This is a genomic window from Clostridium cibarium (assembly GCF_014836335.1).
In the GTDB taxonomy this organism is placed as follows: domain Bacteria; phylum Bacillota; class Clostridia; order Clostridiales; family Clostridiaceae; genus Clostridium; species Clostridium cibarium.
In genome coordinates, this window is sequence record NZ_JACSRA010000016.1 from 45,070 (window position 1) to 57,854 (window position 12,785).

At 29.8% G+C, this 12,785-nt stretch carries 8 protein-coding genes and 1 pseudogene; 5 read left to right on the forward strand and 4 right to left on the reverse strand.

Features of this window, described 5'->3' with window-relative positions:
• The first annotated feature begins 5 nt into the window (after positions 1 to 5).
• Positions 6 to 1,280, forward strand: coding sequence for a metallopeptidase TldD-related protein (locus H9661_RS10995; protein ID WP_143317673.1), 1,275 nt, complete (start codon positions 6 to 8; stop codon positions 1,278 to 1,280).
• Between the two features lie 98 nt (positions 1,281 to 1,378).
• Here the strand turns inward: H9661_RS10995 and H9661_RS11000 are convergent, their stop codons facing one another.
• Positions 1,379 to 1,594 carry a hypothetical protein gene (locus H9661_RS11000; RefSeq protein WP_143317674.1) on the reverse strand — a complete coding sequence of 72 codons (216 nt, stop codon included), beginning with the start codon at positions 1,592 to 1,594 and terminating at the stop codon, positions 1,379 to 1,381.
• Positions 1,595 to 1,729: 135 nt separating this feature from the next.
• On the opposite strand from H9661_RS11000, the gene H9661_RS11005 reads away from it, so the two are divergent.
• On the forward strand, positions 1,730 to 2,911 hold the full coding sequence (locus H9661_RS11005) for an SAM-dependent methyltransferase (RefSeq protein WP_143317675.1): 1,182 nt from the start codon (positions 1,730 to 1,732) through the stop codon (positions 2,909 to 2,911).
• A 92-nt stretch (positions 2,912 to 3,003) separates the two neighbouring features.
• Here H9661_RS11005 and H9661_RS11010 read toward each other — a convergent pair whose 3' ends face one another.
• Positions 3,004 to 5,361 (reverse strand): M4 family metallopeptidase, encoded by a 2,358-nt coding sequence (locus H9661_RS11010; protein WP_191768785.1) that lies wholly within the window; start codon positions 5,359 to 5,361, stop codon positions 3,004 to 3,006.
• 366 nt (positions 5,362 to 5,727) lie between these two features.
• On the opposite strand from H9661_RS11010, the gene H9661_RS11015 reads away from it, so the two are divergent.
• The 3 genes from H9661_RS11015 (at position 5,728) to H9661_RS11025 (ending at position 10,807) form a co-directional block, all read left to right on the forward strand.
• Positions 5,728 to 8,943 (forward strand): glycoside hydrolase family 9 protein, encoded by a 3,216-nt coding sequence (locus H9661_RS11015; protein ID WP_191768788.1) that lies wholly within the window; start codon positions 5,728 to 5,730, stop codon positions 8,941 to 8,943.
• Between the two features lie 177 nt (positions 8,944 to 9,120).
• Entirely contained in the window at positions 9,121 to 10,221 is a 1,101-nt protein-coding gene (locus H9661_RS11020) for a DNA alkylation repair protein (RefSeq protein WP_191768790.1), read from the forward strand.
• A gap of 55 nt (positions 10,222 to 10,276) precedes the next feature.
• Positions 10,277 to 10,807: a CDP-alcohol phosphatidyltransferase family protein gene (locus tag H9661_RS11025; RefSeq protein WP_191768792.1), complete on the forward strand. Its 531-nt coding sequence runs from the start codon at positions 10,277 to 10,279 to the stop codon at positions 10,805 to 10,807.
• Between the two features lie 65 nt (positions 10,808 to 10,872).
• Here H9661_RS11025 and H9661_RS11030 read toward each other — a convergent pair.
• Positions 10,873 to 11,697, reverse strand: a pseudogene (locus H9661_RS11030) (TerC/Alx family metal homeostasis membrane protein); the annotation flags it as partial.
• A gap of 116 nt (positions 11,698 to 11,813) precedes the next feature.
• Positions 11,814 to 12,377: a sigma-70 family RNA polymerase sigma factor gene (locus H9661_RS11035; RefSeq protein ID WP_143317680.1), complete on the reverse strand. Its 564-nt coding sequence runs from the start codon at positions 12,375 to 12,377 to the stop codon at positions 11,814 to 11,816.
• Positions 12,378 to 12,785: the final 408 nt, after the last annotated feature.

Genomic DNA, 12,785 nt, shown 5'->3' on the forward strand with positions numbered 1-12,785 from the left:
TTATAATGTTAGAAGTTATATTAAGGGAACTTAAAAATAATAATATTGATGAATATATTATTACAGAAAGTCAATTAGAAGCTGTAGAACTTTATTTTATAAAAAAAGATTTGGAAATGAATAGAAAGAAAAAGTTGAAAGAATATAGTGTTAGAGTTTTTAAGAATTTTATTGGAAATGGAATAGAGTATAAAGGAGATTCAACTGTAAAAATACATGCTTTTACTAGTGAAGATGAAATGAAAAAAATAATAAAAGATGCGTATTTTTCTGCTTCATTTGTTAAAAATAAATCATATTCACTTCCCGATGGATTTATGGGGGTAATAAAAGAGAAAAATAATATGAGTAAATTAAGTTTAGAAGAAAATGCGATAGAAGTGAAAAAATCATTATATAAATATGATAATTTAGATAAGGGGTTTATTAACTCAGCAGAAATATTTGTGGAAAAAAATAATAAAAGAATAATCTCATCTAAAGGAGCCGATGTTTCATTTGTAAAATATAATGTTTCAGGTGAATTCATAACACAGTGGATAGAGAATCAAGATATAGAAATTTACAATAACTTTAGTTATGATAGCCTACCTGGAGAAGAATTATCTTTAAAGGTTAAGGAAGCATTGATAGCAGCAAACTACAGGGATAAAAGTAGTGAACCATTAAAAAGTGGAAAGTATAATTTAGTTCTATCAGGGGATAGTGTTATAGAAATATTAAATTATTATATAGCTCAATCTAGAACATCATTTGTTTATAATAAATATAGTGATTTTAAAATTGGAGATTTATTACAAGGAGAAGATGTTAAAAGTGATAAGTTAAACTTAATATTAAGTTCTAGTATTCCTGTAGATGATAATGGTACAAAGCTAGTAGATAGAGTTTTATTAGAAGATGGAAAGTTAAAAACCTTACATGGCGATTTTAAGTTTGCAGATTACTTAAATGTACCTAAAACAGGGGATTATAATTGTGCTTCATTAAAAGGTGGATCTGTAAGCGTTGATGAAATGTTTCAAGAAGGAGATATTCATATTTTAAGATTTTCAGATTTTCAAATGAATCCTTTGACAGGTGATTTTGGAGGAGAAATAAGATTGGCTTTATTAAAAAAAGATAATAAGGTTATACCTTTTACGGGGGGATCATTATCTGCAAATATTAAGAAATTACAAAGTGATATAATACTATCTAAGGAAATATATAATAATAATTCCTCTACAACCCCCAAGGCTATAAAATTCAAAAATGTTGAAATATCAGGGAGCAATTAAAGGGAGTAATATATAAAGAAATTTATATGTTTTATAATTTTTTATTATCCAAGCATGTAAACCCATGACAATAAAATAATTGTCATGGGTTAGTTTTGTTAAGTAATAGTTCTAGAAGAAGGTAAACTTTCTAAGTCATTTGCTTTTTCAATGCTTTTTTCACTAGGTGAATAATTAGCTTTTGAATTTGGAAGATACAGTCTTTTGAATATTTTTACATCAGAATCGCTAGGACCTGATGTGTTTTGAACGGGAATTTCTTGTATAGGATAATCTCCTGACATTTTATTTGAGGGAATTTTCTCTTTATTCATTTAAACACTCCTAACATATTTATATATAATTCTATTTATATAAATATTCTTTGAAAAAGGAAGAGTATTATTCATAGAATATTTAAATAAAGCATATCAATATATAATTAAGACTGAAAATGGAAGGTGAGAGTCATGTCAGTAGAGAGTATGCTAATTAAAAAACTGTTTAAACAAGAAAATCAAACTCCATTTAAAGTTATATTTAAAGATGGAGAAGTATTAAATATAGGTGAAGGAAAAGCAAAATTTGTAATTAGGATTAATGGTAATATAGATAAAAATTTATTGATCACGAGTACATCATTAGCTTTAGGAGAAGCTTATATGGATAAGATAATAGAGATGGAAGAAGGAGATTTATATAATGCTTTAGATATTTTATTAGGTAAATTAGATGAATTTAAAGTAGATGAAAAAGCTTTAAGTAAATTAATGTTTTCTTCTACATCTAAAAAAAATCAAAAGAAAGAGGTCACTTCGCATTATGATATAGGAAATGATTTTTATGAGATGTGGTTAGATGATACTATGAGTTATTCATGTGGATATTTTAAAAATAATAATGATACATTGCTTGAAGCTCAGAAAAATAAGGTTCAACATATCTTAAAGAAGTTGCAATTAAGTGAGGGAATGAATTTACTTGATATTGGATGTGGATTTGGATATTTATTAATTGAAGCAGCAAAAAAATATAAAGTTCATGGTTTAGGAATTACATTAAGTGAACAACAGTATTTAAAGTTTAAAGAAAGAATTAGGGAAGAAAATTTGGAAGAGTATTTAGAAGTTGAACTTATGGACTATCGTGATCTGAAAAAGAGTAATTTGAAATTTGATAGAGTTGTAAGTGTTGGAATGATAGAACATGTTGGTCGTCCTAATTATGATCTTTTCTTTAAAAATGTTGATTTGATTTTAAAGGACAAAGGATTATTTCTATTACATTTTATAAGTGGAAGAAGAGAATACCAAGGAGATCCATGGATTAAAAAATATATATTTCCGGGAGGTGTTATTCCAAGTCTCAGAGAAATTATAAATATTGCAGGTGAGTTAAATTACTATACATTAGATGTTGAAAGTTTGAGAAGACATTACCAAAAAACATTACTTTGTTGGTATGAAAATTTTAATAATAATATAGATGAGATTTCAAAGATGTTTGATGAAAGGTTTGTTAGGATGTGGAAGTTGTACTTAGGTGCATGTGCTGCATCTTTTCATAATGGAATGATAGATTTGCACCAAATATTATTCTCAAAAGGAAATAACAATGAATTAGAAATGACAAGAGAATATTTATATAAATAGAAAATTTAGAAGGTACAGTTACTAAATTAGCTGTACCTTCATTTATTGTGATTTATGGCAAGTGATAAATAATATAATTATGTTAATGCTAATTATTTAATTGTTATATCATCTAATGCTACATAACCATAGTATTTATAGTAAGTAAATCTTATTTGTTTTGTATTTTTATCTAGATCATAGCTTAAGGTATCTCCGTAACTTGGAAAATCAGAAATATCATCAATAGTTGTCCAGTTAGTTCCATCAAATTTTTCAATTAGGAGTTCTGAATAATATATGCTATTTCCCTTTAGCCAAAATGATAGAGTTCCTTGACCTGAAAGGTCGAAGCTAGGTGTTACAACTGTACTTCCATCTGAGTTTAATCTTAAAGCTGGTGCTGATTTTCCAGAATTACTGCTTGTAGTATATACACCTATACCAGATGAAATATCCCATCCTGTTGGTATTCCTGATGATATAGAACTGCTTGTTCCAACTAGATTATCAAAACCTTCATTTAAGGAATCTGATTGTTGTGAACCAGAAACGGTAACAACGCAAGTAGCTGTTTTTCCGCCATCTACTGTTTTAGCAGTAATTACTGCTTTACCAGCAGCTTTTGCAGTTACAAGACCATTAGATACTGTAGCAACGGATGGGTTGCTGCTTGACCAAGTAACAGATTTATTTGTTGCATCAGCAGGTGTAATTGTTGTGCTTAAAGATACAGTACCGCTTACATTAAGAGTGGCAGAAGTTCTATTTAAAGAAACGCCTGTTACCTTAACTGTATCAGTTGATGAACCAATTCCTACGGCTGCATATGCATTATTTATAGCTGAAACTTCAGCACTATTAGCACCGTACAAGTCAGTTGCTGCTTGAACTAATGCATTTCTAGATCCAAGGAAGTTAGTTGAAGAAGTCATATATTCTGTTAATCCTCTATAATAGATTTTTGCAGTTTTTTCACATCCTATAGATTGAGCTACTAAATATGCAGCTTTGTTTGGAATACCTGAATTAGTGTGAACTCCGCCATTATCTGAAGAAGTATTTACATAGTCGCTCATATTATCTGGTTGATCATATAATGTTGGATTAGCTAAGCTTCTAAGTGCATCTCCAGGTTTATTTGGGGTATAAACATCATCTCCAACTACCCAGTCAGAAGAATTGAATTCCCATGTTCCGCCATTTTTAACGTTATATCTGTCATATGTTTGAATAAGTACTCCTAATATATCGGATATAGACTCGTTTAATGCCCCAGATTGATCTTGATAAGTTAAGTTAGCAGTACGTTCAGTAACTCCGTGAGTCATTTCATGACCAACCACATCTAAGTCACCACTTAAATAAGTAAATGTGCTTCCATCACCATCGCCGTATACCATTTGAGATCCATCCCAAAAAGCATTGTTATAGTTAGAACCATAATGAACTGTAGATACTAAATTCATACCACTATTATCGATACTTGTTCTGTTAAATAAGTTTTTATAGAAATCATATACAACTCCAGCAAAATAATGAGCGCTAACAGCAGCTTTTAATGAAGTAGTATTGAAAGTACTTGAATTGTTAGTAATTAAAGTACCTGGTTGAGTTTCTCTATTGTTAGCAGTGTAAGTTAATATTTGACTTCCAGAGCTAGCTTTGGTAGTATCCTTTAGCTGATACTTGCTTCCAGATAAATAGATATTAAGTGGTTTAGTACTTCCATCAACAGCTATGCCAGTTCCTTTTGCAGCACCGTCGTATCTAATTTTATCTTCTTTGTTTATTATAGTTCCTGAAGTAGCTTCAACATAAACATCATAGTTTGTTATTTCAGGTTCATAAAATTTAATATTTACTTTATAAGTTTTATAGGCTTGTCCATCTTTAATGAAGGCTACAGTTTCTACTTTAGGATCATAAGCCAATTCCTTATATTTGAATTCTTTTTCAGCTATTTTTATAGCATCCTTTTCTGTTATGGATTTGTCTCCTAGCTTAGAAATGCTTGAAATTTTATTTTCTACGTCTCCTGTGACATTAGTAGCTTGTCCATCTTTATTATAATGAAGAATAATAGATTTATCTTTAACAGGTATACCATCAATATATTGATTCATTTTAACGTGTGTAAATCCTAAAGAATCTCTTTCGGATTTTTCAATCTTAAGATTATCTTGTACGTTATCCAAATTAAATAATTCCTTGTTTTTCTCAATAAAGTTAAGTGCATCATCGTTATTTGTTATTTCTTCATCCGATAACTTTCCTGATAGAAATACTTTTCCTTCTGAAGAATCGATATCGTATTTTAGTTTATTATCACTTAAACCTTGAAACTTTTGCAAAATTTGTTCTTTTGAGTCTGATATCGCGATTTTCGAATCAGTGGCGTAAGCTACATTAGGTAAAAGTGATAAAGTTAAAGTTGAACTAATTAATAGTGATAAAATTTTCTTTTTCATAAAAATACCCCCAATATAATATTTATTTGCTATTAAATTACAATTGCAACTGTTGTAAATAATTTTACAGTAAATATAAAAACTGTCAATAGAATACTGCTAAAAATATTATTTTTTTTAATATATTTGGATGAAAATTATAAAAATGAAAAAAATGCAACTATAAACTTAATTAATACAAGTTTTTCAATAAATGACTAAAAAAGTAAATTTATTAAAAGTGCTTTTTAAATCTCTATTTCAGTCATAGAATACTTAAATTAAGTGAGAAATGTAGAATAAGGAATAAAGTGGGGATTTTACGAGGATAACAAGAAAATTGTACCAGTAAATGGTACAATTTATTAAAATAGTGGAGGTGATTTTATGAATTATAGAAAAATTAAAAGAGCAATAGCACTTATAATAGTAACTCCTATATTTTCAGTTGTGGGATTTACTATGCCAGCTAAAGGAGAGGTTTTGCCAAAGTATGCAAACAAAGTTGTAGAATCAAAGGAAGAGAAAGTCAAAGAACCCTACAACTACGCCAAGGCTTTTCAGTTATCTATGTACTTTTATGATGCAAATAAATGTGGCCAAGTAAATGGAAATGATAAACTAACTTATAGAGGAGATTGTCACTTAGATGATGCTAAAATACCACTTGTACCTAGAGAAAATCAAGGAAAAGGGACAAACATGTCTAAAGAGTTTATCGATGCAAATATAGATACACTAGATCCAGATAAAGATGGTTGTGTTGATTTAAGTGGAGGGTATCATGATGCAGGTGACCATGTTAAATTTGGCCTACCACAAAGTTATTCAGCTTCAACTTTAGGTTGGGGGTATAATGAATTTAAAGATGCCTATGCAAGAATTGGAGAGCAACAACATATAGAAGATATTTTAAGATGGTTTAATGATTATTTCTTAAAATCAACTTTTAGAGATAAGGATGGAAATGTCGTAGCATTTGCTTATCAAGTAGGTGATGGAAATTCAGATCACTGTTATTGGGGATCACCAGAATTACAAACTACTGATAGACCAGCATATTTTGCAACATCAGAGACTCCTGCCAGTGATCAAAGTGCAGGTGCGGCTGCTTCTTTAGCAATAAATTATTTAAACTTTAGGGATAAAGATGCAGAATATGCAAATAAATGTTTAGATACAGCTAAAGCATTATATAAATTTGCACAAAATAATAGAGGCCTTGGTTTCTCAGGAGGATACTATAACTCAGGTGGAGATGAAGATGAACTTTCTTGGGCAGCAGTATGGCTAAATATTGCAACTGGAGAAAATTCTTATATAAATGACATAACATCTGTAGATGAAAGTGGAAATTATACAGGTTATATTAAGAAGATTCTACACAGTAAAGCAGATTCATGGCAAAATATTTGGGTTCATTCTTGGGATACAGTTTGGGGGGGGGTATTTGCAAAACTTGCACCTATAACCAATGATCCAAACCATTGGTATTACTTTAGATGGAATGCAGAGTATTGGTCAGGTGTTCAACATGAAAGTTCAAGTGATGCAACTTATTTAAAACCAACACCAGGCAATTTTAGAGTAATAAGTACTTGGGGATCTGCAAGATATAATACAGCAGCTCAGCTTTGTGCTTTGGTCTACAATAAATACAAGCCTAATAAAGGATTTGTAGAATGGGCAAAATCACAAATGGATTATATTTTAGGAGATAATCCTTTAAATAGATGTTACGAAGTTGGATATTCAGAAAGCTCAGCTAAGTATCCACATCATAGAGCATCTCATGGATCAGTAACAAATAGTATGGAAAATCCAGTAGAATCAAAGCATACTTTATGGGGAGCTTTAGTTGGAGGACCAGATTTTGAAGATAAACATGAGGATGTTAGAACAAATTTTGTATATAATGAGGTAGCTATTGATTATAATGCAGCCTTTGTTGGAGCTCTTGCAGGACTTTATGATATATATGGTGAAGGGCAAGAGCCAGTAAAAAACTTCCCACCAAAGGAAGAAGATACTACACCTTTCTATACAACTGCAAAGGTTGAACAGGAAAATAAGGAAAGAACTCAAGTAACAGTTAGGGTAAACAATGATACTGCTAATCCACCACATAAAGTATCAAACTTGAAAGCAAGATATTTCTTTAATATTTCAGAAATGCAAAAAGCAGGACAAACTATTAAGGATTTAAGTGTTCAAGTAATGTATGATCAAGCCAAAACTCAGGATTCAGTTGCTACAGCAATAAATGGACCATATGCTTACGATGAGGAAAATGGTGTTTATTATGTTGATATTGATTGGGATGGAGATAACTTTCATGGAACTAGAGAACTTCAATTTGCTTTAGTTGCAGCTCAGGATTCTAATTATACAACCCATTGGGATCCAAGTAATGATTGGAGTAGAACAGGGCTTTCAACTACTGACTTAACTAAAACTGATAATATATCAGTGTATTTAGGTGAGAAAAAGGTATTTGGTACAGAACCAGCAAAAGCTGCAACAATAAATATTGTTACACCAACAGATAAACAAGAAATAGATTATACTGGTGAAAATAAGAAACCAATAAATATAACTACAGATGTAAAGGCTAATGATGAAAAGATTGATTATGTAGAATTCTATGCAGATGATAAAAAGATAGGAGAAGCAAAGGAAGAGCCATATTCGATTGAATACATTCCAGAAAGTGTTACTTCAGATATCTTTAATAAAGACGTAGTATTAACAGCAAAAGCAATTACTACTACCGGAAAAGCTGTGTTAAGCAGTTCAGTTAACATTAAAGTTATTTATAAAATACCACCAGCACCAGTGGCCAATATAGTAATACCTGAAGAAGGAAAGATATTAGATGTAGCTTCAGCTGAAACAGAAACTGATATTAATATAGAACCTATTGATGAAAATTCTGATGTAGAAAAGATAGAAGTTTTTGCAAATGATGAAAAGATAGGTGAAGTATCTGGTAATAAGGGTACTGTAAAATATACAGCTCCTACAGATAGTAATTTACATGGATTGGTTAAAGTAAATATTACTGCTACAGCAACCTTAAAGGATGGAAGTATAAAACCATGTGTTCCAGCTGAGCTAAAGTTAAAATATCCTGTAAGTTGCAGCTTAAATTTAGATATTACAAAGAGTACAGATGATTCAACAGTAAATACAGTTGGCACTAATTATTTAATAACCAATACTGGAAGTGAAGCTGTAGATTTATCTAGGGCTAAGATACGTTATTATTTTAAGAGCGATTCTAAGGCAAGTCAAAAGTTCTTCAGTGATCATGCAAGTATGGTGTTTAGAACTTCACCATGGTATGTAGATGCCACAAGTAGCATTAAAGGAAAATTTGTTAAGCTAGAGAAGCCAACTGAAAATGCAGATACTTATTTAGAAATATCTTTTGAAGGTTTAAAATATTCTTTAGGAGCTAATGGAACTATTGAATGTCAAACACGTTTTGCAAATGCAGATTGGTCTATGTTTAACCAAGAAGATGATTATTCATATAAGGATAATAACCATATCGTTTTAATGTATGATGAGGTAGTTGTAAGTGGTGTTGAACCAGAATAGTATTTATTTAAGAAGTAGAGGACAAGTCATATGGCTGTCCTCTTTTTGTGCATGTTTTGTTAGAAAAAGTGCAAATTATCTTATAATAAATGCTTTATAGAAATTTATTATAAATAAGACATATTGTCGTCTTATTTATAATGTTAAAATAATAATACAATAAAGGAGGATATGATTATGGGAGCACAGCTGAAAGACATATATAATGAAAAATTGTTACATGAATTTGGTGAAAAGGTTCATAATGTATATTGCAAATTTGATCCAAAAGGTTTTACTGATGATATTATTACTGGTGATTGGGATAGTCTCCCACTAAAAGCAAGGATGAGACGAATCACAGAAACTTTAGGGCAACACCTTCCAATGAGTTATGGAGATGCACTAAATGTGCTTTTTTCAATTGATGAAAGCTGTATTGGGTTTCCATATCTGTTCTTTCCAGATTTTGTGGAGGTATATGGTCAAGAAGAGAAATACTTGGAGCTTTCCATGAAAGCGTTGGAACGATTTACTCAAAGGTCTTCTTCGGAATTTGCGATAAGACCTTTTATAGTGAAGTATCCAGATCGTGTTATGAAACGTATGATGATTTGGGCAAAGCATCCCAATGAACATGTTAGACGCTTAGCTAGTGAAGGTAGTCGTCCACGACTACCTTGGGGAATGGCTCTTCAAATATTTAAGAAAGATCCGTCACAGGTTATTAATATACTGGAACAGCTTAAGAATGATCCTTCACTTTATGTAAGAAAAAGTGTTGCTAACAATTTAAATGATATATCAAAAGATAATCCTATTGTTGTACTTGATATAGTGAAAAAATGGATTAATATAAATCCCTATACAGATTGGATTTTGCGAAAGGGATGTCGTACTTTGATTAGAAATGGGAATCTGGAAGCCATGAAACTGTTTGGCTACACAAACTTTTTAGCTGAAAAGTTGCAGATTACAGAAGCGTCAATTTCCCTGGGGTTATCTAGTATAAAGATTGGAGAAAGCTGTGAGTTTAGATATGAACTTGATATTCCAAAGTGTGAATCGGCACATATTAGAATTGAATATGGAATTGACTTTGTGAAGGCAAGAGGAAATAAATCACGGAAACTATTCTTGTTGTCGGATAAGACTGTAGAGGGAGGAGCACATATTAGCGGTATTAAGATACACAGTTTTGCTGATTTAACCACCCGACGTCATTATCCTGGTGAACATAGAATTGCTTTACTGATCAATGGACAGGAGAAAGCATATACAATACTTAAAATAATTTAAGATTAATAAATAGATTACTTACATATATAGTGTTTTAATTTTTGGAGGTAGCAAAATGAAAAGTATATCCAATATCATATCTTTATTAAGAATATTGTTGTCTGTAATCCTGTTCTTTTTAAAACCATTTAGCATATTGTTTTGGATTGTATATTCTGCATGTGGATTTAGTGATATTATTGATGGATATATTGCAAGAAAAATTAATTCAGTTAGTAGACTTGGAAGCTTTCTTGATAGTGTTGGAGATGTTGTCTTTTTTGCGATTTTTAGTATTATTTTTTTAGCAAAAATCATAATTCCGATGAAGATATGGATATGGGTAATATTCATCGCTGTTAGTAAAATTGCTTCAATTATTATCTCATACCGCAAATTTCATGAATTTGTTATACTTCATACTTATGCCAATAAAGCAACAGGGTTTCTTTTATTTATTTTTCCATTTGCATATATATTTTTAAATATAAATATTTCAAGTTATATAATTTGTATTATAGCAAGTTTAGCTACAATTGAAGAATTAATTATACATTTGGAGTCTAAAGAATTATTAAGAGATATCAAAGGAATATTTTTCAGTTAACAGCACAGCTAGAAAGTTCAAAGGAAATAATTTGCACTGCATAGTTAGAAAATAGATTAATTAATCTATTTTTTTCTAGTAAGCATTATAGATATTATTACACTAACAGTAAGAATAAATATAATTATAAAGATTGAAATAGCTACAGGTATATGGTACATAAAAGAAATACCAAGCTTTATTCCTGTAAATATAAGTATTAGACCTACTCCGTACTTAACATATTCAAATGTGCTATGGAGTTTTTCTAAAAGAAAATATAAATTTCTAAGTCCCAATATTGCAAGAATGTTTGAGGAATATACAATTAAGGGATCAGTTGTTATTGCAAATATTGCTGGTATTGAATCTATTGCAAAGAGTACGTCAGATCCTTCTATTAGAAATAGTAAGGCAAATAATGGTGTTGCATGAAGTACATTATTTATCCTTATAAAAAATTTTTCTCCATGGAGATCTTCAGTGACTGGCATTATTTTTTTAAGGATATTAATTAATTTGCTGTTTTCAAAAGATACATCATCTTCATTGTTAATCATAATTTTTATACCGCTAAAAATAAGCAATATACCAAAGATATTTAGAATCCACTTAAAGTTACTTATTACAGCAATACCTAGCATTACAAATATAAACCTTAATATAATTGCTCCTAAAATACCATAACGCAAAACTCTTTTTTGATATTTTGGGATTATGCCAAAATTTGAAAATATCAATAAAAATAAAAAGAGATTATCAACACTAAGGCTTAGTTCTATAATATATCCACCAAGAAATTCTAAAGCTTTAGTTGAGCCTAAATAAAACCAAATGATTATATTAATTATTAAAGCTACACAGGTAATTAATAAAAATTTATATAAGTGTTTTTTAGTAGACATTATTTTCTCTCCTCTATCTTTAAATTTTCAAATTGGACTTATATATAGTTTATCCAAATAAAAAAAATAAATGTAAAGATGAGGAGAAAGTAAACACTAGTAGAACTTTTGAAATGTATGAATTAATTAAGTACTTTTTTTAGCTTTTTTTGTAAGCTTATTTTTCTATTGTTGACTGTAGAACAAGGCATGTTCTTCCAATTCGCGTAAGATTTTAAACTATTTTGCTTAAGCATATTAAAAACTAAAAGCTCCTTTTCTGGAGGAGTTAGGGTATCTATTAATTGAAAGAAGTTAGAAGAACTATATTTATAGTTTAGATTATCTTCAAAAGAACTAAAGAAGTTAGCATTTAGTGAACTAAGGTCACCGTCAAAGGTAAGTGTATTTATTCCTTGAACTTGCTTAGTTATATTAGATTTTTTTACAATAGCATAAATGGAATTTTTTATAGCATTAGTAGCGTAAGCAACAAATCTATGAGATACAGGATTGTACATTTCTATTGCATGAAGTAATGTTATATAACATTCATTTTGGATATCTTCGAAATCATACCCATCTATAAATGCTTTACTAGAAAAGTTAATAATAAAAGGAGTAAATTCACTAATTAAATTTTCTTTAGATTTAATATCACCTGATTTACATAATGATACAAGGGATTCGATGTAATCATAGTTCATAGGGCGCCTCCGTTAAAAAAGATTTATAAATGATAATAGGTATAAAAGTAACTGGCCATGGCTACTTCTATACCTAAGATCTTAGGAATTATATACCTAAATATTTACATATTTATATTATCAGTAAAAGGTATGAATGTCAATAAGTTACAAAATAATAATGTTTCATACAAGCAATTTCAGCTTGATCTATTAGCATTTATACATATATGCGCTATACTTTAAGGTGTTTTCAAAATCTAGAATATTAAAAACAGCCAAGGCCTTTTAGGTCACTTTTCGTTGCTAAATGCATAAATGAAATTTCAGGTAGAGTACCATTTACGCCTCTTTTTTTGTGAAACTTATTCTCTTATATGAATATAGAATTTGAATAAAATATTTATCTAATATATACTATAAATGTAA